At 69.9% G+C, this 22,831-nt stretch carries 19 protein-coding genes and 1 pseudogene; 9 read left to right on the top strand and 11 right to left on the bottom strand.

Features of this window, described 5'->3' with window-relative positions:
* Positions 1-21 precede the first annotated feature (21 nt).
* The 9 genes from ABT245_RS15935 to ABT245_RS15895 all read right to left on the bottom strand — a co-directional run bounded on the left by ABT245_RS15935 (position 22) and on the right by ABT245_RS15895 (position 8,417).
* A complete protein-coding gene (locus tag ABT245_RS15935) occupies positions 22-501 on the bottom strand; it encodes a LuxR C-terminal-related transcriptional regulator (protein WP_237281007.1) in 480 nt (159 codons plus the stop codon).
* A gap of 137 nt (positions 502-638) precedes the next feature.
* Positions 639-1,892, bottom strand: coding sequence for an acyl-CoA dehydrogenase family protein (locus ABT245_RS15930; RefSeq protein ID WP_058082649.1), 1,254 nt, complete (start codon positions 1,890-1,892; stop codon positions 639-641).
* 84 nt (positions 1,893-1,976) lie between these two features.
* Positions 1,977-2,618 carry a GAF domain-containing protein gene (locus ABT245_RS15925; RefSeq protein WP_058082650.1) on the bottom strand — a complete coding sequence of 214 codons (642 nt, stop codon included), beginning with the start codon at positions 2,616-2,618 and terminating at the stop codon, positions 1,977-1,979.
* Positions 2,618-3,205, bottom strand: coding sequence for a GTP-binding protein (locus tag ABT245_RS15920; RefSeq protein WP_058084133.1), 588 nt, complete (start codon positions 3,203-3,205; stop codon positions 2,618-2,620). The genes ABT245_RS15925 and ABT245_RS15920 overlap by 1 nt, the downstream gene beginning before the upstream one ends.
* 52 nt (positions 3,206-3,257) lie before the next feature.
* Positions 3,258-3,638 (bottom strand): DUF742 domain-containing protein, encoded by a 381-nt coding sequence (locus tag ABT245_RS15915; RefSeq protein ID WP_502982135.1) that lies wholly within the window; start codon positions 3,636-3,638, stop codon positions 3,258-3,260.
* A gap of 29 nt (positions 3,639-3,667) precedes the next feature.
* A complete protein-coding gene (locus tag ABT245_RS15910; RefSeq protein WP_058082652.1) occupies positions 3,668-4,183 on the bottom strand; it encodes a roadblock/LC7 domain-containing protein in 516 nt (171 codons plus the stop codon).
* Positions 4,184-4,252: 69 nt separating this feature from the next.
* Complete coding sequence (locus ABT245_RS15905; protein WP_351733818.1) at positions 4,253-5,770, bottom strand: sensor histidine kinase; 1,518 nt, start codon at positions 5,768-5,770, stop codon at positions 4,253-4,255.
* 25 nt (positions 5,771-5,795) lie between these two features.
* Positions 5,796-7,697, bottom strand: a complete 1,902-nt coding sequence (locus tag ABT245_RS15900; protein ID WP_351733816.1) for a glycoside hydrolase family 15 protein — start codon at positions 7,695-7,697, stop codon at positions 5,796-5,798.
* Positions 7,698-7,922: 225 nt separating this feature from the next.
* A complete protein-coding gene (locus ABT245_RS15895; RefSeq protein WP_237281008.1) occupies positions 7,923-8,417 on the bottom strand; it encodes a DUF6415 family natural product biosynthesis protein in 495 nt (164 codons plus the stop codon).
* A gap of 244 nt (positions 8,418-8,661) precedes the next feature.
* Between ABT245_RS15895 and ABT245_RS15890 the strand changes: the two genes are divergently transcribed.
* The 8 genes and pseudogenes from ABT245_RS15890 to ABT245_RS15855 form a co-directional block, all read left to right on the top strand.
* Positions 8,662-10,161 carry a helix-turn-helix domain-containing protein gene (locus ABT245_RS15890; RefSeq protein ID WP_058082654.1) on the top strand — a complete coding sequence of 500 codons (1,500 nt, stop codon included), beginning with the start codon at positions 8,662-8,664 and terminating at the stop codon, positions 10,159-10,161.
* Entirely contained in the window at positions 10,158-10,865 is a 708-nt protein-coding gene (locus ABT245_RS15885) for an HAD family hydrolase (RefSeq protein ID WP_058082655.1), read from the top strand. Before ABT245_RS15890 ends, ABT245_RS15885 begins: the two co-directional genes overlap by 4 nt.
* A gap of 1,114 nt (positions 10,866-11,979) precedes the next feature.
* Positions 11,980-13,161, top strand: a complete 1,182-nt coding sequence (locus ABT245_RS15880; RefSeq protein ID WP_058082656.1) for a tyrosine-type recombinase/integrase — start codon at positions 11,980-11,982, stop codon at positions 13,159-13,161.
* Between the two features lie 29 nt (positions 13,162-13,190).
* Positions 13,191-14,486: a bifunctional 3-oxoadipate enol-lactonase/4-carboxymuconolactone decarboxylase PcaDC gene (gene pcaDC, locus ABT245_RS15875; RefSeq protein WP_351733813.1), complete on the top strand. Its 1,296-nt coding sequence runs from the start codon at positions 13,191-13,193 to the stop codon at positions 14,484-14,486.
* Positions 14,487-14,520: 34 nt separating this feature from the next.
* A complete protein-coding gene (locus tag ABT245_RS15870) occupies positions 14,521-15,156 on the top strand; it encodes an MBL fold metallo-hydrolase (RefSeq protein WP_351733811.1) in 636 nt (211 codons plus the stop codon).
* Between the two features lie 43 nt (positions 15,157-15,199).
* The gene (locus tag ABT245_RS15865; protein ID WP_351733809.1) at positions 15,200-15,988 is read left to right on the top strand and encodes an exodeoxyribonuclease III; all 789 of its coding nucleotides are present in this window, start codon (positions 15,200-15,202) and stop codon (positions 15,986-15,988) included.
* A 71-nt stretch (positions 15,989-16,059) separates the two neighbouring features.
* Entirely contained in the window at positions 16,060-16,479 is a 420-nt protein-coding gene (locus ABT245_RS15860) for a DUF6278 family protein (protein ID WP_351733807.1), read from the top strand.
* 199 nt (positions 16,480-16,678) lie between these two features.
* A pseudogene (locus ABT245_RS15855) lies at positions 16,679-16,864 on the top strand (amino acid ABC transporter permease); the annotation flags it as partial.
* Between the two features lie 196 nt (positions 16,865-17,060).
* Here the strand turns inward: ABT245_RS15855 and ABT245_RS15850 are convergent.
* Positions 17,061-17,813: a hypothetical protein gene (locus tag ABT245_RS15850; protein ID WP_351733805.1), complete on the bottom strand. Its 753-nt coding sequence runs from the start codon at positions 17,811-17,813 to the stop codon at positions 17,061-17,063.
* A gap of 105 nt (positions 17,814-17,918) precedes the next feature.
* On the opposite strand from ABT245_RS15850, the gene ggt reads away from it, so the two are divergent.
* A complete protein-coding gene (gene ggt, locus ABT245_RS15845; RefSeq protein ID WP_351733803.1) occupies positions 17,919-19,718 on the top strand; it encodes a gamma-glutamyltransferase in 1,800 nt (599 codons plus the stop codon).
* 388 nt (positions 19,719-20,106) lie between these two features.
* Here ggt and ABT245_RS15840 read toward each other — a convergent pair whose 3' ends face one another.
* Positions 20,107-22,749 (bottom strand): ATP-dependent Clp protease ATP-binding subunit, encoded by a 2,643-nt coding sequence (locus tag ABT245_RS15840; RefSeq protein WP_351733801.1) that lies wholly within the window; start codon positions 22,747-22,749, stop codon positions 20,107-20,109.
* Between the last annotated feature and the right edge of the window lie 82 nt (positions 22,750-22,831).

Genomic DNA, 22,831 nt, shown 5'->3' with positions numbered 1-22,831 from the left:
CCAGGGGAGTCGGGGGCCTGCTCACCGGCTCGCTCCGCTCCGCGTCGCGTGGGCCTGCTCGGCCGTCAGCAGCTTCCAGCCGTGAGCCAGAATCACCAGCTGGGTGGTGTCCTGTGCGCCCGTGTCGGCGAGGAGCTGGTCGAGCGCGGCGCGCAGGTCGGCGGGGGCGATCTTGGCGGCCACGGCGATGTCGCGCGGGTTGCTGTGCTCAGCGACGGCTCGGAGCAGCAGCAGCTGCAGCGGGCTGAGCTGTGGCGTTGGCCTGTCCGCTGCCGGAGAGGCCGCCTGCTGGGTGGCGAACAGGCGGTGCACGATCACCGGGGGCTTGGAACGGGGCGGGCAGTGGAGGCTCTCGCGGATGTCGCGGACGTACTGGCGGACGGTAGCGGCCGACAGTTTGGTCTGCGTGGCGATCTCTTGGGGTGTGAGGCCCTTCGCGAGGTGCTGGGCGACGCGCTGCAAGGTCGGTGTCAGGGGGGTGATCGGTGCGCTGGTCGTCACGGGCGGGGTCACTGTGTCTCTTTCTCGGCTCGGGTGATGGTTACCGGTTGGGTGCCGCCGGTCCCCGTAGGGAACGGGGCCGGCGGCACGGGCCCGTGCGCAGCGGTCTGGATTCACGGGGTGCCGCGCACGGTGGCTCATATGGCGGTCGGGTCGGGTCGTGCCCAGGCGGTTTCAGCGGCGAGGCGCTCGGACCACTGGATGTGGTCCTCGTCGAACGCGGCGTCGGCGAGGCCGATGCGCTGTACCTCGCCGGTTCCGGCGGGCGGGTAGGTGTGCTGGATGTCGCGCCACAGGCGTTGGAGGACGTAGTCGCCGTCGAGGGAGTGGGCGCCGTGCAGTTCCATGGCGTCCTGAGCGGACTGTGCAGCCCACTGGTGGCCGAGGTACTTGGCGTTGATGAGGTCGGCGTCGCAGGGCAGGCCCTGGTCGAGGAGGTGCACAGATTGGTAGGCGAGTATGCGGCCGGCGCGCAAGCGGGCCTCCATGCCGCCGACGCGGTCCCGTAGTACGGACAGGTCGGACAGGGTGCCCCGGTAACGGGAGCGGGTCTTGAGACGAGCAGTCGTGATGGCCACGACCGCTTCGTGGATTCCGAGGCTGACTGCGGCCAGGTTGGGTCGGCCGTACAGGATGCTGCTGCTCAGCGCCACGCTCAGCCCTTGACCGATCTCTCCGATCACGTTGTCCTCGGGGACGCGCACGTGGTCGAGATCGAGGCGGCCGGCGGAGAAGCCGTGCAGGCCGAGCCCGGGACGGTGGTCGGCGACGGAGAGCCCGGAGCGGTCGGATTCGACCATGAACGCGGTGAGAGCCTGGGAGGTACGCACGCCGGGCTTGGCGGTTCGGGCGACCACGAGGTGGGCTCCCGCGAGGTGGCTGTTGCCGATATGGACCTTGCTGCCGGTGATCATCCACTCGTTGCCGGCTCGTTCGGCGGTGGTTTCGATGCCACCGATGTGCCCGCCGGCGGTCGGCTCGGTCACGGCGATCGACAGCAGCAGGGAACCGTCCGCGACACGGGGCAGCCAGCGTCCCTTCTGCTCGTAGGTGGCGAAGTGCAGCAGAGCGCCGACGGGGATCAAGGTGGCCTGCAGGATGGCCGCGGCAGTCGCCGAGACCCGTGCGACGCGGTGGACCAGGATCGTCTTGGCCACGTGTCCGGCGCCCAGCCCGCCGAAGACGGCCGGGACGGTGACGGCGAACCAGCCCCGCGTGGCCATCAGGTCTGCGACCTCGCGCTCCACCCTGCCCGGGGCGGCCTCCATGCGTGCGGCGCGCGGCGCGACGTGCTCGGCTGCGAAGGCGTCCGCCTCGTCCCACAGCAGTTCGTGGTGGGCGGTGAGGTAGGGACGCAGCGCCGGTGGCGGCGGGGTGGGTGTGGCGGACATGGTCTCCCTCTCCCTGGGTGAAGGTCGCACGGTGGAGCGGCCGGGAATCGCCTACGGCTTCCGGGTGGGGGGTGGTGGAACGGCCTAGCGGACGGGAGCGCGGACGATGTGGTCCATCACCTGTACGCCGGCGTTGATGACGATGTCTCTGAGCCGTCGGGCCTCGCTCAGGGGCCGCTTCTCGGGGTCGATGACGCACACCGTGCCCAGCAAGGTGCCGCTGTCGTGGATGAGCGGTGCGCCGAAGTAGGAGCGGATCCCGACCGCGTCGACCACCTGGTTGCCGCTGAAGCGCGGGCTGGCGTGCACGTCGTGCAGCGGGAGGGCCTTCTTACGGGCCATGACCTCCGGGCACCAGCCGTGGTCGCGGCTCATGGTGCGCCCGACGATGACGTACCCGCTGTCCGCGGGCGGCTGGTGCAGCCCGACGAAGGTCTGCTCCTCCAGGAAGAGGTTGACGAACCCGTACAGGAATCCGGCCTGCGTGGCCATGTCACGGGCCAGCTCGTCGAAGTCCTCGTTCGCCACGGTGGGGACGCCCAAGCGTTCGAGCAGCTCGTACCGCTGCACCAGCTCCGGTGCCTGCTCGGCCTGCGGGCCGGTGACGGCGGTTGCCGGCGGGGTGAACGGCCCACGGACGGCGTCCCGCACGTCGCGTCGCGGCAAGGACAGGGCGGGTGGGGTGGTCGACGGTGCGACATAGGGGTCGCTGGGGTGCTGTGGCATCAGGCGTCCTGGAGGGTGGCAGGGGCCGCGTGGTGAATGCGGCTCGCGGAGGCGTTCTTCACGGCGTGGTCGACGAGGGTCAGCAGGACGCCGGCGACGTGGTTCGGGTCACGGGCGTCACAGGTGACCACCGGTACTGAGGTGGGCAGTTCGAGCGCGGTGCGGACCTGCTCGGGCTGGTAACGGTGCGCTCCGTCGAACTGGTTGATGGCGACGACGAAGGGCAGGCCGATGTCTTCGAAGAAGCTGACGGGGGTGAAGCTGCTTTCCAGGCGGCGGGTGTCGACCAGGACGACCGCGCCGACGGCTCCGCGGGAGAGGTCGTACCAGAGGTCGACGAACCGGTCCTGGCCGGGTGTGCCGAACAGGAACAGTTCCAGCGGTACGGGTGCGTCGGGCAGGCTGAGGCGGCCGAAGTCGAAGGCGACCGTGGTGGTCTGCTTCGCCTCGACGCCCTCCAGGCTGTCCACGTCCGCGCTCGCCTCGGTCAGGTACTCCTCCGTGCTCAGCGGCGTGATCTCGCTGACGGCGCCCACAGCGGTGGTCTTGCCCGCGCCGAAGCCCCCGGCGATCACGATCTTCAACACGGTCGGTGCACCGGCGTGCGGGGACGGCGCAGTCCGCAGCACCACGGCCGGGCTATCCGGCCTGGGGGTAGGCAACAGCATCGGGCCACTTCCTCTTCAGGCCCGCCGAGAGGGCCGCAAGTAGCTGGGTGGAGGGACCGCCATCCGAGTCCGGGTCGGATGCGGCATAGGGGGCGGTGACGGGCACGACCAGGGCGTCGGCGTCCAGAAGGTCCGAGACGAGGATCTTCACGGCGGTGACGGGGCGGCGGAGTCGGCCCGCCAGCTCGGTCACCGACCGCCGGCGTTCCCGGCACAGGGCGAGGATCTCCTCGCATTCCTCGGCCTGCGCCGGCCCTGGCCGCCCCGGTCCGGCGTCCAGCACGGTTTCCAGACCGAGCAGGTGCCGCGGCTTGGTACGCCCGCGCGTCAAGGTGTAGGTCCGCACGAACATCGACTCCTCGGCCGGGCGGCCGTGTCGGCTCACCGGACCTCTCCGCCCGTGCCGACGCGGACGGGGATCAACATGTAGGGGGCGAACTTCTGCACCAGGCGCCCCATCTCGAACCCGACAGTGCCCGCGTCGGCGTCCCTGGTGGCGATGACGGCGAGGATCGTGTCCACCTCACCGCGTTCGTTGCCGGGGCGGTTGTCGAAAGCCGCGCTGCGCCCGGCGCTCTGGACGAAGAACAGGCAGTCGTCTCGCTCGATGACGACCTGCTTCGCCGGCCGCTTCTTGTGGCTGGGGCCGGTGATGTTCGCCGCGAGGGATGCCACTCCGCTGAGTGCGGCCGAGAGTTCGTCCGCCCAGTCCTTGTCGACGTCGCTGTCCAGCAGCCGCAGTCCGTCGCGCGACAGCAGGACGGCATGGGTAACGCCCGGAGTGTCGGAGGCGAACTGACGCAGCAGCCAGGCCATGTTGTCCCGCTGTCCGCTTGCCGTCGTCTCGGATGCGGGCGCGTCGCCGGTCACGTTGTTCATCGCGGGGTGGGTGCTCATAAGGATCGCTCCAGAAGGGGGGAAGGGCCGGCGGATGTAACGGGCCACCGGGAACGTCGAGTGACAAGGTCAGGGCCCGGGGCGCTCTGTCGAAGCGGGGGGAGAACCGGCGGTCCCGCCGGCCTGGATGCCGTTGCGGAAGGCGGCTGCGAGCCCTGGTGTCGCCGCGGTCAAGGGGGCTTGCTCCCGCTCGTGTGGCGGACGGAACGAGCCGGCCTGACGTCTACGAGTGGGAAGAGCGGGCGCATCAGCAGAGTGACCTGCCTCTGCGGCTGCCGGCGCCGCTGCGGAGCCGGGGCGTGTGGCCTGCCCCGCCCTCGGGGTGGCTGGAGTCGCGGCAACCTGCTGCGGTTGCGGCTCGGAGGGGCGGGCGTCCCTGGGCAGCGCGCTCGCATCGTCGGCGGGAGGAATCGCTACCAGGAGCCGTGCCGGGATGACCACCAGGGCGGTGGTGCCTCCTGTCACGTTCTCCTGCAGGACAACGGACAGCCCGTGCGACTGGGCGATCTTCGCAGCGACCAGCAAGCCGAGCTGCCCCGCTCGCACCTGGCCGCTGACGTCGACCTCGTCGGGGGCCTGGAGCAGGCGGTTCATCTGCGCCCGCGTCTGAGGATGCATGGGGATGGCCCGGTCCTCGACCTCGACCGCCAGCCCGTTCGCCACCCGCTGCGCACGCACCATCACCTTCGTAGCCGGATCGGAACACTCACAGGCGTTCTCGATCAGCTCAGCCAGCAGGTGCGTCAGGTCCGGACCCACATGACCGGGAAGACCCAGCTCGGCGCCCACAGACCCGGCCGCGACGGCCACACGCGGATACTGCACAACCTCGGAGACCGCGCCGCGCAGCACGCTCTTGACGGGAACGGGCCGACGCACACTGCGCAGGGAGTGACCGCCCAGCACCGCCGTGCTCTCGACCTGGCGACGCATCCGCGTCACGAGGTGATCAATCTCGAAGATCTTGGCCAGCAGCTCCGGGTCGTCGGTCAGCATCTCCAGACGGCTTAACGCTTCGAGCGCCTTGCCGACCAGGGCGTGCTCGCGCATGGCCAGGCGGCGCAGCACTTCCAGAAGGACGACGGACTGGGACTCGTCGTGCACCCGTATCAGCGACGCGATGGCCTGCACCTGCAGGGCACTCAACGCCTTGATGACCTCGGTGTTCGGACCGGTCGATGGTGGCGCCTGCAGGTCCGGCAGCGGCGGGCGCCCCCCGCGACACAGCTCGTCCGCCGACCACTGCACCGACTTCTCGACGGCCGCCGCTGCCCCCGCCATCGCTGCCAGTGCCGGTGCCTGGGCCTCCTCCGCGGCCGTCTGTACGGCCCCTGCGGCCGTTTGCGCTCCGCGAGCCGCCACCGTGGCGACTACAGTCAGTCCGCAGACCAGGCCGGCCAGGAGCCAGCCGGGGCTCACTGCGGACACCGACCAGAGGGAGAAGACGGCACCCAGCAGCGCAGCAAGCAGCACCAGGGGCAGCGCAACGGCGCGGCGGACACGGTGCAGCATGAACGCGTCGATCGAAGGCCGCCGTCTGCGGTGGCCGGTAGCGGCCGGCCGTGCCGGCAAGGCGCTGTCGGGCATGGGAATCCTCGTAAGGGGGTGGGGGCTAAGCGTGCTGCGGCGTCATGTCTGCGCAGGTCTGACGTGTGCTGCGAGAGGTGGAGCGGGGCGCAGGAACCGCGACAGCGCCGCGGCGGTGGGGGGACTGCAACCCCAGGACTTGAAGGAGCCGGGCGCTCCGGATCAGGCCCATGTGGCTGAACGCCTGCGGGAAGTTGCCGAGCTGGCGCTGCCGGACGGGGTCGTACTCCTCGGCCAGAAGCCCGAGGTCGTTGCGCAGCGCCAAGAGGCGTTCGAACAGGGCGTGGGCCTCGTCGAGGCGGCCGGTCAGGGCCAGCGCGTCCACGAGCCAGAAGGAGCACAGGACGAATGCGCCCTCGTCTCCGGTCAGGCCGTCCATCCCGGTTTGGTCACCGATGGTCGGGTAACGGCGTACGAGCCCGTCCGGCGTGGAGAGTTCACGACGTACTGCGTCCACGGTGCCGATGACGCGCGGGTCGTTGGGCGGCAGGAATCCGACGCGGGCGATCAGCAGCGTGGCGGCATCCAGTTCCTGGGAGCCGTAGGACTGGGTGAAGGTGTTGCGCACCGGGTCGAAGCCCTTGGCGCAGACCTCGTGGTGGATGGTTGCCCGCAGCTCGACCAGGGGAGCCAGGTCTATGTCGAGCGCGCTGGCTTCGGCCAGGCGGATGGTGCGGTCGATCGCCACCCAGGCCATCACCTTGGAGTGGACGAAGTGCCGGCGTGCCCCGCGGATTTCCCAGATTCCCGCGTCGGGCTCCTGCCAGCGCTGTGCCAGGTGCTCGACGAGCCGCCGCTGCAGCATGGCGGTGTCGGCGCAATGGGCCACACCGCTCTCGTGTGCGAGGTAGAGGGTCTCGATCACCTCGCCGTACACGTCGAGCTGCGGCTGGTCCGCTGCCCCATTGCCGACCCGCACCGGCGTTGAGCCCTCATACCCGGGCAGCCAGGGCAGCTCCCGTTCCTCCAGGTCACGCTCCCCGGTGATCCCGTACATGATCTGCAGGTTCTCCGGATCACCGGCCACGGCACGCAGCAGCCATCGCTGCCATGCCTGCGCCTCCTGCCCGTACCCGGTGCCCAGTAGGGCGGCGAGGGTCATGGCGGCGTCGCGCAGCCAGGTCAAGCGGTAGTCCCAGTTGCGTTTGCCGCCGATTTCCTCGGGCAGCGACGTGGTCGGCGCCGCGACGATCCCACCGCTCGGTCCATAGGTCATCGCCTTCAGCGCGATCAAGGAACGGACCACGGCCTCGCGGTAGGGCCCGTCGTAGGTGCACTCCTGCGTCCAGTCCTGCCAGAAGGTGAGCGTCGCGGCGAGTGCGGCCTCCGGATCGGGGATCTCCGGAGCGGGTGCGTGGGACGGGCACCAACTGAGGACGAACGCCACTCTCTGCCCGGCAGCGACGGCGAAGGCACTGACGATGACGCCGTCCTTCTCCGCCTGCGGGACGGAGGCGTCGAGCCACAGCGCGTCCACGCCGGCCTCTGCGACCATGCGCCCACCGGCCTCGTAGATCCACGGGCTGACGCTGCCGTATCCCGGCCGCGGACGCATGGCCGAGACCATCTCCACCTCGCCGTGCAAGCCCTCGACGATGCGGATTACCTGCGGTGCCCCGTCGCGCGGCGGCATGAAGTCCAGGACGCGGACCGAACCGGCTGAGGTGCGCCACATCGATTCGAGCACAAGCGAGTCGCCGCGGTACCGGCGTTCGGCGACCGCTCCGGAACTGGGGCACCCAGTGGTCGAGGCAGGAGCGATCTGCCAGGTGCCATGCTTCTCCGTGCCGAGCAGGCCGGCGAAGACGGCCGGTGAGTCGAAACGGGGCAGACACAGCCAGTCGATCCTGCCGTCGTCGCAGACGAGAGCACTGGTCTGCATGTCACCGATCAGGCCGTACTGCTCGATGCGCGGAAGGCGATTCATCGTGTGGGTCTCCGTAGGCCCGGGAATCCGGGGATTGCTTCGGGGCCGCCGTAGCAGCCGGGATGTCGGTAGGAGAGGCTCGTTGGCCACCGGAGCGAGGAAGCCTGTTCTGCCTCGGCGCCGAGTGCTCGTCCGCTGGAGGGGCGGCCGGTTGCTCGACACCTTGGAGAACCAGCCACGCCATGGGGCCGAGAATCAGTGCGATCAGAACTGCCCCGGGGATGGTCACGTTCGGGGCACCGAGGCGGCCACAACCAAGCACGCCAAGGCAAGAGCGAAGACCGCTCCGCGCAGCACGTTGGCCTGCGCGTTCCACCAACGCCGTCTCTTTCTCGGCTTGGCGGGGACAACGCCGTGCGCCCGTACGACAGCAATAAGTGCCTGGGTTGCCTCGGCCAGACGGATCAGGTGGACCCTGCTGGGCATGTAACCATCCGGGACGCCCACCGAAGCGAGCTGCTGCGCGCAACGCAGCGCGCACGCTCCCGACGGGGCCACGACCGCAAGTTGGCTGATGTGACCGCGGAGGCGCCGCGCGAGTTCTTCCACGTCGTCAGCGCTCTCCGGCAGCGGCGACTCCTCGGCCAACACGAGCGCCACCGTCTCCGCTGCGGCCACTGCCCGATCGCGCTGCGGGCCCAGCTCGGCGCCGGTACCGTCCTGTCTGGTGGAGGCAACGCGCTGGCGGGCGTTGCGACGAGAAGTCATCGGACGACGCATGACACAACTCCTGTTCGCATCAGGCCAACTCGGTTTGGCCGCGGTCGGTGCGACGCCTGGTCCAGGGCGCATCCGAGTCCTCCCAGGTGGGCGGCACAGAGGCGGTGCAGTGCCATGAGTTTGGAGGCGCGTCGGCCATGAGGGGCATCGCTGTAGCGATATCGCTGCAGCGATATCGATCTCCACCTAGCCTGGTATCACGGCCGGGGCGAGCTGGATCGCGACGAGGAGAGCCGAGGCGAACATGCCAGGGGGACCAGGGCGCACATGCGTGCGGTGCGGGCTGCCGATCAGCCGGTACAACCCGGATACACGCTGTTCCACCTGCGCCCGGACCGATGCGACACCGACCATCCCGGACCGGGCTTGGCGCGACGAGGAAGTTCAACGGGCCCTTTCCGTCTGGGATTTCGGAACGGTCGTGCGCCTGGTCCGGCGCCGATCCGGGCTGTCGCAGAAGGCCGTACGGGAGCTGACCGGACTCACTCAGGGCTTCATTTCGGACTTGGAGCGCGGCCTCAAACAGGTCAACGGTCGCGAGACGATCATCGATCTCCTGACCGGACTCGGACTTCCCTCCGACCTCCGCCCGCTCCTCCTCGTCCCCTTTGCACAGGCTGAATCGCAGCGACTTGTCGACGCCATCGACCCGGCTTTGCCATGGACGGCGGCTCGTATGGTGACGTCACTGGAAGCAGCCGTCGGAGGAGCCATGAACGGATTGAACCGCCGCAGCGTGATCGCAGCCCTGGGCGGGGCCAGTCTCACGCAGTACATCCTGCAAGCAGCAGTCGCCCCTCCCGAGGCCGTCGCCGCCACCGCCCGGAATGGAATCAGCGTCTCCGACCAGCTCCTCGCCAGCCTGCAGTCCACCACTGACGCCCTGCGCCAGGCCGACGCCAGCCACGGCAGCGGCAACCTCGCCCGAGCCGCAGCAGCGCACCTCAAAGTCCTGCTCCGACTTCTGAAAGAAGGGAACTACAACGAGGCGACCGGCCGACGCCTCGCGGCAGTGACTGCGGACACCGCAATCCAGACCGGCTGGTACCACTTCGACAGCGGCGCCCACACCGCCGCTCACAACCTCCTCCTTGGAGCCCTGCGCGCAGCCCATGCCAGTGGTGACAGCAGGCTGAGGGCCGGGGCGCTGTCCTTCCTCGCCATTCACGGGTACTCCGCCGGCGACCCCCGCGACGCGGTCACCGCCGCGCGCACCGCCCGCCAGGTCATCGCCGACCAAGACGCGCCCGCCCTACACGCCATGCTCCTCACGCGCCAGGCCCGCGGGCACGCCCGCCTACGCGAAGACCGTCAGGCCCTCACCGCCCTGGAAGAGGCACAGGCCCTCTGTGCCCGCGGACGCGGAGAGGACGATCCGCACTGGCTGTACTGGATCAACCCGGGAGAAATCATGGGCCAGACAGGCAGCTGCCTACTCGACCTCGGTCGTCCCGACCAAGCCGCCGAGGCGTTCGCTGACGCGCGCAACGCCTTCAGCACGGACGAGATCCGTACCCGCGCCCAGTTCCTCTCCCGCGCCGCCACCGCCCAGATGCGCGCCGGCGATGTCGACGCTGGATCTGCCATTGGACACGAAGTTCTGGCCCTTGTCGCCGGAGTCCGCTCCGCACGCTTGGACGACAACCTCGCCACGATGCTCACCGAAGCGCGCCGCTACTCGGCGGAACCTGCCAGGGAACTCCTGGAACGCGGTCGGACCGTCATGGAGGAACGTGCCGCATGATCCTGGTTCTGTGGGACATCGACCGCACTCTCCTCTACACCGGTGATATCGACCGGCGCGTCTACAAGGAGACGTTCACCAGCGTCGTCGGTCGTCCCCCAAGTGCCCTGCCCGCTCGTGGCACGGGGGTCACCATGCCCTTGGCCGTCCGCGAGCTTCTGCGCGTCAACCAGGTTCCTGAAGAGAGGGTGGAGGCGCTTGCGGCGCGCATCGTCGCCGAACTCCCCGAGCGCCTCGCCGGATACCGGGAGCTGTTGGCCAACGACGGGATCATCATGCCCGGAGCCGTGGACGCGCTTGCCGCGGTCCAGCAGGCGGAGCACTTGATCCCGACCGTTGTTACCGGGAACCTGCGAGGCAGCGCCGAGACCAAGCTGGCCGCGCTGGGCCTCATCGGCTACCTCGACACCACCATCGGTGGCTACGCGTCCGACGATCCCCACCGTCCGGCCCTGGTCCGCATCGCACAGGACCGGGCAGCGGCGAAGCACGGAGGTCGGTTCAACCGCGACAACACCGTGATCGTGGGTGACTCGCTGGAAGACGTGCGCACCGGCCTGGAAGGTGGCGCCAGGATCATCGCAGTCGCGTCAGGCACGACCACCGAACAGCAACTACGCGCTGCAGGAGCAAACCACGTTGTGCCTGACCTAACCGCCCCCATGACCCTCCTCCGCCTCATCGACCAGGTTCGGGTTCCCTAGTGGGGGCGGGAGCCGTCGCAGGTCGCCGCCAGGCGGGATGACAGTACTTTCTCGACGCCGCCATAATTTTGATACCGCAGGCGGGGGACCATCCGATCGCCTTGTAAGGCATCCGTAGGCACTGCATGGGAATGATCAGCGCTCGACGGTGACCCCCCAGGTGGTCGGGCCACGAGTTGATCGGGATTCCCACGCTCTGGGAAGTGGCCAGCGAAAGACCGCCTATCGACGTAACCAAGAGGAAAGTCTTTCCCCTGTTCCCTCTTTACCTGCCCGCGCTCCCTCGCTTAAGGCCGACCGTAGCTGCATCGATGAAGTGCTTCCTGTGACGGCGCATCACCGCCTGGCGTCCACCGAGAACCTGGCATTCGCTCACGGCAGACGAGGAAGACCTTGCAAAATCTGGAACCCATCGCTGGCCTATGTCAACGTACAACACCGCGGAGTAAGTGGTCGCAAAGTGACCTGCCGTCGACGACATGAGGAGAAGCTCTATGCTGCGGTGTCCTGAATGCTTTTCGGCTGCCAGCTCGTTTGCTCGCCGCCCTCCAGGGCACAGTTTTAGGTCGTCATCGCACAGGTGGCTGGTGAACCGAGGTGTGGCTCATGTCATGAGGTGAGCACCTGCTCGTCGGCCTTACTGGGGAAGTAGGACGATTACCCCCGTAACCGGTCGGCGCTGTTGGTGGACGAGCCGCAACATAGACGACGATCGCCTGTTGGTCAAACCGGCGATCCTTCGGACCATGGGTTGTGTTCGATCCGGCTGCGCTCGGCGGTGGAGCCGGATTGATGCAGTACGCGATGCCGCGAAGGACACAGACAGCCAGCGGTTTTCCCAAGCTTGCAACGTTATTCCTTGTGGTTTGGTAACGCCCCGCTGGATGACGTGTGTTGCTGTTCTGCGAGTTGCACTACGTGACCCTGGGCGCCCTCAGCGAGGCACGAGGTATGCCGCGAGCCGCAGAGCGCCAGGTCGATCTTCCATGCATGGCGACAGATGGGACGCGGTCCCTCGCTGTATCCGACTTCCCAACTGATCTCCGCGAGTACGGCGCGATGACTTCGCGAACTGCCCTGTAAGAAGACCCGGCAAGCAACGGAGGAGATTGAGATGCCCGAAGTGATCAAGAAGCTGCCGCCAAACGCGAAGGGGCAGGTGCGCTACCGCTTCGTGGTGGACGTGGGCGTGGATCCCGAGACGGGGAAGCGGAAGCAGCTGCGGCGCACCTTCGGCACACTGAAGGAAGCGAAGGCGGAGTATGCCCGTATCACGAGCAAGCGGCACGAGGGGACATTCGTCCCGCCCAATAAGATCACTGTGAACGAATGGCTGGATCAGTGGCTCGCGATGAAGGCTGAAGACCTGGAGCCGACCACGATCTACAACTACCAGGTGACCCTGGATCGTGTGCGCGGGAAGCTCGGCAACCTCCGGCTGCAAGAGCTTACGGAGGACCATGTGGTGGAGTGGATGCGGTGGGCACTTCAGGGGGGCCGTGTGCGTGGCGAGAAAGCCGGAATGGGTCTCGGGATCACGTCGGTGGACATGAGCCTGGCCAGGCTGAAGGATGCCCTGAACCGCGCTGTCACGCGCGGCCTGGTGACCGTGAATGTAGCCAGCGAAGTGCACATCCCGCTGAAGGCCCGGAAGGCGGAGCGGAAGACGAAGGCGGTCGTCCAGCCATGGAACGCCTCGGAGGTGGGTGCCTTCGTCGCTGCGATGAAGGGGGACCGGCTGTACGCGCCGCTGCTGCTGTCCCTGATGGGGCTCCGTCCGGCGGAGGTCTGCGGCCTAAGGTGGTCGGACATCGACCTGAACGCCGGCACGCTCAGCATCGCTAACACGCGGACCATGATGGGGAACCGCACGGTGGTGGAGAAGGACACGAAGAGCATGGCGGGGGAGCGCGTTTTGCCGCTCCCGAGCTTGGTGAGGGAGGCGCTGAAGACGTTCCGCGCCACGACGGCAGTGGAACGCCTGGCTGCGGGAGAAGGCTACGTAGGCGCCGGCTACGTACTCGTGAATGAACTCGGCGCCGCGCTGAACGGGCGGCAGTTGCGGGTGCAAGCATACAAGATCATGGACGTAAACGGTCTTCGCAGAGTCCGTCTGTACGATGCTCGGGCGTCTTGCCTCACGTACCTCGCCAACAACGGGGTGCCGGATCACCTGCTCGCCATGTGGGCCGGGCACACGAACGTGAAGACGACGAAGAAGTGGTACGTGAAGCCGGACGTGGCGGACCTGCTTCCAGCAGCGGAGGCATGGGGAGGTCTCGCAGGGGGCGTGTGACAGATCGTGACAGATGAAGGTGTGAACCCGTGAGCGAAGCTAAGATCGAAACGCTGCAATACCGCTTTGACGGGCCAGAAGACGCCCCTGTCTTGATCTTGGGACCGTCCCTCGGTACCACATGGCACATGTGGGACCGCCAGGTTCCGGAACTGACCCGGCAGTGGCGTGTCTTCCGGTTCGACCTGCCGGGGCACGGCGGCGCGCCCGCCCATCCGGCGGACTCCGTCGCCGAACTGTCCGCCCGGCTGCTCGCCACGCTCGACGCGCTCGGCGTGCAGCGCTTCGGCTACGCGGGGTGCGCGCTCGGCGGCGCGATCGGTGTGGAACTGGCCCTGCGCCACCCGGAACGGCTCGCCTCGCTCGCACTGGTCGCCACCTCGCCCCGGTTCGGCACCGCCGACGAGTTCCGGCAGCGCGGGGTGATCGTGCGCACCAACGGGCTCGACCCGATCGCCCGTAGCTCGCCGGACCGCTGGTTCACCGGCGGTTTCGCCGCCGCGCAGCCCGCCATCACCGAGTGGGCCGTGCAGATGGTGCGCACCACCGACCCGGGCTGCTACATCGCCGCCTGCGAGGCGCTGGCCGGTTTCGACGTCCGCCCCGAACTGGGCCGCGTCGGCGTGCCCACCCTGGTGCTGGTCGGCTCGGAGGACCAGGTCACCGGCCCGGCCGAGGCACGCACCCTGGTCGCCGGGATACCGGACGCCCGGCTCGCGGTCGTCCCCGGCGCCTCCCATCTCGTGCCCGTCGAGCAGCCCGCGGCCGTCACCGACCTGCTGGTGCGGCACTTCTCCAGCGCCTGGCAGCCGGCGTTCGACTCGACGACCGGCCAGATGGCCATCGTGGCGGCACCCGCGAAGCCGGTCCTCGCCGCCCCGCCGCAGGCCGCGCCCATCGCCGAGATCGCCCCGCCCGTGACGGCCCCGCAGCCGCCGGGGCGGCCCGACGCCTATGAGACGGGCCTCAAGATCCGCCGCGAGGTGCTGGGCGACGCCCATGTCGACCGGGCGCTGGAGGGGTCCGACGAGTTCTCCGGGGACTTCCAGGAGTTCATCACCCGCTACGCGTGGGGCGAGATCTGGGACCGTCCCGGACTCGACCGCCGCATGCGCAGCTGTGTCACGCTCACCGCGCTGGTCGCCGGCGGTCACCTGGAGGAGCTGGCCTTCCACACCAGGGCGGCGCTGCGCAACGGCCTCACCCCGGACGAGATCAAGGAAGTGCTGCTCCAGGCGGCCGTGTACTGCGGTGTGCCGGCCGCGAACAGCGCGTTCCGGGTGGCCCAGCAGGTCGTGCGGGAGGAGACCACGCCCGCGGAGTGAGCGCACGGCTTCGGCGGGGAGGAGGATGGCTCGTATGAAGCTCACGAAGAAGGCCCACTCCTGCGTCCGGCTGGAGCAGGACGGGCGGACGCTCGTTCTCGATCCCGGCGGCTTCAGCGAGCCCGACGCCGCCCTCGGCGCGGACGCGATCCTGATCACGCACGAGCACCCGGACCACTTCGACGAGGGACGGCTGCGGGCCGCCATGGAGGCGAACCCGGCGGCGCGGATCTGGACCCTGAAGTCGGTCGCCGACCAGATCGCCGCCGCCTTCCCCGGCCGGGTCCACACCGTCGGCCACGGCGACACGTTCACCGCGGCGGGCTTCGACGTCCAGGTCCACGGCGAGCTGCACGCGGTGATCCACCCGGACATCCCGCGGATCACCAACGTCGGCTATCTGATCGACGGAGGCCGGCTCTTCCACCCCGGCGACGCCCTCACCGTCCCCGACCGGCCCGTCGAGACGCTGATGCTCCCGGTGATGGCCCCGTGGAACAAGATCTCCGAGGTCATCGACTACGTCCGCGAGGTCGGGCCACAGCGCGCCTACGACATCCACGACGCCCTGCTCACCGATCTCGCCCGGCCGGTGTACGACCGGCAGATCGGCGCTCTGGGCGGCTCGGACCATCTGCGGCTCGCACCGGGATCCAGCGCCGAGGTCTGAGCGCGGTCCGGCGCTGTCAGTGCCCCCGGGTAGGTTGTGGGGCATGCGCATCGCGACCTGGAACGTGAACTCGATCACCGCCCGCCTGCCGAGACTGCTGGCCTGGCTGGAGAGCAGCGGCACCGACGTGCTGTGCTTGCAGGAGGCCAAGATCGCCGAGGAGCAGTTCCCCCGTGACCAGTTGCGCGAGCTGGGCTACGAGGCGGCGGTCCACACGACCGGCCGGTGGAACGGCGTGGCGGTGCTCTCCCGGGTCGGCCTGGCGGACGTCGTCAAGGGCCTGCCCGGCGACCCCGGGTACGACGGTGTGCAGGAGCCCCGGGCGATCTCCGCGACCTGCGGCCCGGTCCGCGTCTGGTCGGTGTACGTGCCCAACGGCCGCGAGGTCGACCACCCGCACTACGCCTACAAGCTCCAGTGGTTCGAGGCGCTGCGGGCCGCCGTCGCGGGCGACGCGGCGGGCGGCCGCCCCTTCGCGGTCCTCGGCGACTACAACGTGGCGCCGAGCGATGAGGATGTCTTCGACGTGGCCGCCTTCGCCGGCCTCACCCATGTCACCCCGGCCGAGCGCGCCGCGCTGACCGCGCTGCGTGAGACGGGCCTCACGGACGTGGTCCCGCGTCCCCTGAAGTACGACCGCCCCTACACCTACTGGGACTACCGCCAGCTCGCCTTCCCCAAGAACCGCGGCATGCGTATCGACCTGGTCTACGGCAACAGGCCCTTCGCCGAGGCCGTCAAGGACGCTTATGTCGACCGCGAGGAGCGCAAGGGCAAGGGCGCCTCGGACCATGCCCCGGTGGTGGTGGATCTGGCGCTCCAGGAGTACTGATCACGGGCGTGGGGCGACACCCCGCGCTCACCCTGTGGTGCGGGGCACCGGGTCGGTGACACGCTGTGTACATGAACATCCCCTTCCTGGGCAACCGGCACAAGAAGAGCGATGCCCCGGTGCTGCCCGCCGACCGCGAGGGCGTCGCCGAGCTGCTGTCCGAGTGTGATCTGCTGCGCTCCCAGGCGGCCCAGGAGGGCGTCCGGCTGGACGACTCCGTGACCTCGCTCGAGGCCCTTGACCAGCTGGTGCCGCGCTGGCGCGACGACGCGGAGATCCTGCCCTGGCTGGGCAATGACGCGGGCCTGTATCTGGGCACGGTCATCGTGCGCACCGTGCCCGGCGCGTACTGGGAGTTCCAGCCCGGCGGGCAGCCCGTCGTACGGCTTGTATCGGGGCGTGAGTTCGATGTCGTCGAGGCCGGTCACGAGTGGGCCACCAGCGGCGTTCCCGAGCTGTCGCAGCTGTACGCGGAGGTCGCCGAGGCCTGACGGGCACGGCACATACGGCTGATGCCCGAAAAGTGTGTGTCGTGCCGTTCACCGGACCGCGCGGCGGGCGTGCCGGGGACGTCCCGGCCACGATCCTCACGCGCTGAGCCGGGGAAGTGCGCCCCCTGTTGCGTACCGGCCGTGTGCGGTTCACCCTCCCCGATGGCTCCGTGCTCGGCGAGGTGTTCCGCTCCGGCGTGCGTCCCGCCTCGACTACGATGTGCCGTTCATCCCCGTGGTGATGGTGATCTCACCGATCCGCATCGGGATGTGCGTGCTGCTCTCCTGGTTCGCCGGCCGGGTGTCCCGGGGTGAGTGGCGCAGTCCCAAGACGGAGGCCGTGGACATCGCCGCGGTCCAGCCGGGGACGCTGCCGACCGGTGGGGGTCTCCCCGCCGTTCCGAAACCGTGGGGGGCAGCGGCTCGGGGCCAGGCCCGCCCGGCGGCAGCCGGAGATCACTGCTCGCGCGGCGGTGCGCACCCGCAGGACGGGTCGGCCGCCGGCGAGGGGAAGGTCAGCTGCGCGCCGGACGGGTTGCTCCCGGGCCCTCGCCCCACCGGACCGCCGGTCCCCTCACGCCCTAGGCCCGGTGCGAGCGCGGTGCCTCCGACGCTGGCAGCGGCGCCTGCGCGGCGCGTGTCACATCGGCGACCAGCTCGACCACGTCCGGGCCGTACGCCTGCGAGTTGACCACCTTCAGCAGCAGCACGAACGGGTTTGTGCCGTGCCTGCGGGCCAGCCGCTCATGGTGCCGGGCGAGATAACGGGTCGCGGCCTGGTTGGTGATCGCGCGCTGGCCGCAGAACAGGAACACCGGCCGTGCCTCGCGCCGTTCCCCGGCGGTCAGCCGGGCCAGGAGCACATATTCGGTGACGCCCGGCTCCAGACGGTAGCGCTCGCCGCCGATCTGGAAGGCGCCGCGGTCAGGACCCGGCTCCGGATCGATGTTCACCCGCACCCCGGGTAGCATCGCGGACATGTGGGCCACCATGCGCCGGTTCGATCCGGGACCGCCCACGCAGAACTCGGTGCGCTCGCCGAAACTCTGCTGGACGTTGTCCTGGGTCACCATCTGCAGATGCGCGCCGCAGTCCTTGATCAGCGCGGCCAGCTCCAGCAGCGCGAACACATCGAAGCGGTGTACCGCCGGTTCGGAGGCCGCCGGGTCGCGGTTGACGACGAGCAGCGACTCCGCGTTCTCCGGCAGCCCGAAGAACGCCTGCTTGCGCCGCAGTCTGCGCTTCCACAGGGTGGTGCGGGCCAGCCAGCCGAAGCCGGCGCTGATGCCGGCGGCCACCAGACCCAGGATGATGTTGCGCACGTCGTCATTCATGGGCGCGCATGCTAGCGGCCGAAGGCAAACCGGCGTTCGAGACGGTCCTGACGGGGACATGTCGTTCGATTAAGCTGCGCGGACGGTCACTCGCTGGAGGTGCGGATGCGTCGCCCTGTCGTGCGGAAACTATCGGTCCTGGCGGTCTCGGCCGCCGTCGTCTCCGTGGGGGCGGCGGCGCCACCGGGCGCCCCGAGCACCACCCCGTCCAAGACCCCGGTCGCCGTCGGCTACGGCGGCGCGGTCGCCAGCGTCGACGCGGACGCCTCGGCCGCCGGCATCGAGGTCCTGAAGAAGGGCGGCAACGCGGTCGACGCCGCCGTCGCCACGGCCGCCGCCCTGGGGGTCACCGAGCCGTACTCCGCCGGTATCGGCGGGGGCGGCTACTTCGTCTACTACGACGCCAGGTCCCGTAGCGCGCACACCATCGACGGCCGGGAGACCGCGCCGTTCAGCGCCGGCTCCGACCTGTTCCTGGAGAACGGCAAGCCACTCGCCTTCGCCGACGCCGTCAGCAGCGGGCTGAGCGTCGGCACGCCGGGCACGCCCGCCACCTGGCAGACGGCCCTGGACACCTGGGGCAGCAAAAAGCTGGGCACGGTGCTGGGACCCGCCGAACGGCTCGCCCGCGACGGCTTCAGCGTCGACGACACCTTCCGTTCGCAGACGGCGGCCAACGAGACCCGGTTCCGCTACTTCCCGGACACCGCCGAGCTGTTCCTGCCGAACGGGCAACTGCCGGTCGTCGGCGCCACCTTCAAGAACCCCGATCTGGCCCGCACCTACAAGGAACTGGGCCGCAAGGGCATCGGCGCGCTCTACCGCGGCGACCTCGGCGAGGACATCGTCTCCGCCGTCAACAAACCGCCGGTCGACCCCGGTTCGGGCTGGAACGCGCGTCCCGGCAGGCTGTCCGCCAAGGACCTCGCCGCCTACCGCGCCAAGCTCCAGGCGCCCACCAAGACGTCGTACCGCGGGCTCGGCGTCTACTCGGTCGCACCCTCCTCATCGGGCGGCACCACGGTCGGCGAAGCCCTCAACATCCTTGAGAGGACCGATCTTTCGAAGGCGACCGAGGCGCAGTATCTGCACCGCTTCATCGAGGCCAGCCGGATCGCGTTCGCCGACCGTGGACGCTGGGTCGGCGACCCCGCCTTCGAGAACGTACCGACCAAGCAGTTGCTGTCGCAGTCGTACGCCGACTCACGCGCCTGCCTGATCAAGGACGACACGGTGCTGACCAGCCCGGTCGCGCCCGGCGATCCGCGCCACCCGGCGGCCTGCGGCACGGGCGGCACGGCGGCCCCGACGACGTACGAGGGCGAGAACACCACGCACCTCACGGTCGCCGACAAGTGGGGCAACGTCGTCTCCTACACGCTCACTCTCGAGCAGACCGGCGGCAGCGCGATCACCGTGCCCGGCCGGGGGTTCCTCCTCAACAACGAGCTGACGGACTTCTCCTTCGCCCCGGCGAACCCGGCCGTGCACGACCCGAATCTGCCCGGTCCCGGCAAGCGGCCGCGGTCGTCGATCTCGCCGACGATCGTGCTCGACCGGCACGGCAGGCCGCTGGTGGCGCTCGGGTCGCCCGGTGGCGCGACCATCATCACGACCGTGCTGCAGACCCTGACCGGGGTCCTCGACCGGCATCTGCGGCTGGTCGACGCGATCGCCGCGCCCCGCGCCAGCCAGCGCAACGCGGCCAGGACGGAACTCGAACCCGGCCTCTACGACAGCAACGTGCGCACGAGGCTCGAAGCCATCGGGCACGCCTTCTCGCTCAACCCGGAGATCGGCGCCGCGACGGGCGTCCAGCGCCTCCCCGACGGCAAATGGCTGGCCGCGGCGGAAACGGTACGCAGGGGCGGTGGTTCGGCCATGGTGGTACACCCGACCCGGTGACGTCCGCGACATGAGGTCGGCGCCCGGCCACCTGTCCCGTGCGGGGCGTGGCCGGGCCACGGGACGGAAGACGGGCAGCCCGCCGTGGACCGCCACCCACCCGCGCGCCGACAAGCCCCGGGGCGGTGCCGGGTGCCGCGGCTCGGGTGCGTTTGCTGTCGGGCCGGGGGGCGGGCAGGTCGTGGGGCTGGCCGCGGTCGTGATGAGTACGGCGTCGGCGGTGGGCGTCTTCTCGGTGCCTCCGCCAGAGGGGGCACCCCCAGCGGCGGTGACGACGATCTCGCGGGAGCCGTCCGGCGCACCGCATGCCCTGCGGACGGCGCCCGCCGTTGACCCGGGTGCCGGCCCGGGTGCCGCGCCTCGCTGCCCGGCCCGTGCCGGACGGGCTTCAGGGGCCGGGGGTGGGTGGCTGTGGCGAGGGGGGTGTATCGGGCGGCGTGTCCTGGCCGGAGGCCGGCGCGGGGGCCGTGCCGCCCACCGGTTCCGCGTCGGCCCGCGGCGGCGGTTCCGTCTCGAAGGTCAGATGGTGGTCCGTGGCGTCCACCCTGACCCGGCTGCCCTCCGGGAGACGGCCGTCCAGCAGCAGCCGGGAGATACGGTTGTCGACCTCGCGCTGGATGGTGCGGCGCAGCGGGCGGGCGCCGTACTCCGGCTGGTGACCGCGCTCCGCGATCCAGCCGACGGCCGCGTCGGTGAAGTGGACGGTGACCCCCTGGGCATGCAGCAGCCGCCGGGTGCGCTCCAGCAACAGGTCGGTGATCCGCCGTAGTTGCCCGGCGCTGAGCCGGCGGAACACCACGATCTCGTCGATGCGGTTCAGGAACTCCGGCCGGAAGTGCTCGCGCAGCGGGCGCAGGATCTGCTCCCGCCGGGCCTCCTCGTCCGCCTCCGCGCCGCCCGCGCCGAACCCGATGCCCGCGCCGCGCCGCCCGATGGCCTCGGAACCCAGGTTGCTGGTCATCACGATGACCGTGTTGGTGAAGTCCACCGTCCGGCCCTGCGCGTCGGTCAACCGCCCGTCGTCGAGGACCTGGAGCAGGATGTTGAAGACGTCCGGGTGCGCCTTCTCCACCTCGTCGAGCAGCAGCAGCGAGTACGGGTGCCGGCGCACCACCTCGGTGAGCTGACCGGCCTCCTCATGGCCGACGTACCCGGGTGGTGCACCCACCAGCCGGGACACCGTGTGCCGCTCCTGGTACTCGCTCATGTCCAGCCGCACCATCCGGTCCTCGCTGCCGAACAGGACCTCCGCGAGCGCCCGGGCCAGCTCCGTCTTGCCCACACCGGTCGGGCCGAGGAACAGGAAGCTGCCGATCGGCCGGTCCGGGCTGGCCAGCCCGGCGCGGGAGCGCAGCACGGCCTCGGCGACCACGGCGACCGCCTCGTCCTGGCCGATCACCCGCTGGTGCAGATGCTCCTCCAGGCCGAGCAGCCGCTCCTTCTCCTCCTGGGTCAGCCTGCTGACCGGGATGTGGGTGAGCCGGGACACCACCTCGGCAATGGCCTCGGCTGTCACCTCCAGGTCCTGTCCCTCGTCGGCCTTGTCGTCGCCGGTGGTCTCGGAGATCCGGCCCTTCAGTGCGACGATGCGGTCCCGCAACTGGGTGGCCTGCTCGTACTGCTCGTCCGCGACCGCCTGGTCCTTGTCCCGCAGCAGCTGCTCGACCTCGCGTTCCATGGCACGTACGTCCGTGCCCTTGGTCCGGGCGCCGAGCCGCACCCGGGCGCCCGCCTGGTCGATCAGGTCGATCGCCTTGTCCGGCAGCCGCCGGTCGGTGAGATAGCGGTCGGACAGTTCGACGGCGGCGATCAGCGCGTCGTCGGTGTAGCGGACCTGGTGGTGGGCCTCGTAACGGTCGCGCAGCCCGCGCAGGATCTCGATGGTGTCCGGGACGGTCGGCTCGGGCACCAGGATCGGCTGGAACCGGCGGGCCAGCGCCGCGTCCTTCTCGATCCTGCGGTACTCCTCCAGCGTGGTCGCGCCCACGACGTGCAGTTCGCCGCGGGCCAGCGCGGGTTTGAGGATGTTGCCCGCGTCCAGCGCGCCGCCCTCGCCGCCGGACCCCGTGCCCACGACCGTGTGCAACTCGTCGAGGAAGACGATCAGCCGGTCCGAGTGCGCCCGGATCTCGCTGACGATGTTGTTCAGCCGTTCCTCGAAGTCCCCGCGGAAGCGGGTGCCCGCGACCACGCCGGTCAGGTCCAGGGTGACGACCCGGCGCCCGGTGAGGACGTCCGGCACATCACCGTCGGTGATCCGCTGGGCCAGTCCCTCCACGATCGCCGTCTTGCCCACGCCGGCGTCGCCGATCAGCACCGGATTGTTCTTGCCGCGCCGGGAGAGCACCTCGATGGTCTGCTCGATCTCGTCGTCCCGTCCGATGACGGGGTCGACGCGCCCCTGGCGGGCCAGGTCGGTCAGGTCGCGGCCGTACTTGTCCAGGGTCGGGGTGGCCGGGGGCCGCTGACGTTCGGCGCCGGCCCGCGGCGGCGCCTCGGGGGCGTCCGCGGGTATCCCGGCGGACGCGAACCGGGCCGCGCTCAGGATGTGCCCGGCGGCCGAGTCCGGGTTCGCGGCGAGCGCGCCGAGCACATGCTCCGGGCCGATGTATCCGGCGCCGCTCGACCGGGCCATGTCGTGCGCGTCCAGCAGCGCCCGCTTGACCGCGGGGGTGAGGGAGAGCGAGGTCGGCGGCGGCGCACCGCCCTGCGGATGCTGCACCGGCCCGGAGCGCTGGTCTATGTCCGTCGCGAGCGAGTCGGGGTCGGTGCCCGCCCGGCTGAGCAGGCTCCGGGTGGGTTCGGTGGCGAGGGCCGCGCGCAGCAGGTGCTGGGTGTCCAGATCGCGGCTGCCGTGCTCGGCGGCGTACTGGGCGGCGCCTTTCACCAGTTCCCTGGCCGGTTGGCTGAGCAGCCGGCCGATGTCCACCTGACGGGGTCCGGGATGCGGGCCGCCGCCGAAGAAGCGGGAGAGGAATTCACCGAAGGGGTCCGGGCCGTGTCCTTCCGGTCCCGTGAAGCCGCTGGTCATGGCGTTCCGTTCACCAAAGAGGTCGTACGGGTGGGCCTACCCCACGATGGCACGTTCGGCGAGGCGGGGCATGTCCAGCCGG

It is taken from the genome of Streptomyces sp. NPDC001508 (assembly GCF_040298665.1).
Classification (GTDB): Bacteria; Actinomycetota; Actinomycetes; order Streptomycetales; family Streptomycetaceae; genus Streptomyces.
Note: the sequence above shows the minus strand (reverse complement) of the source record. Positions and strands in the feature narration are given on the sequence as shown.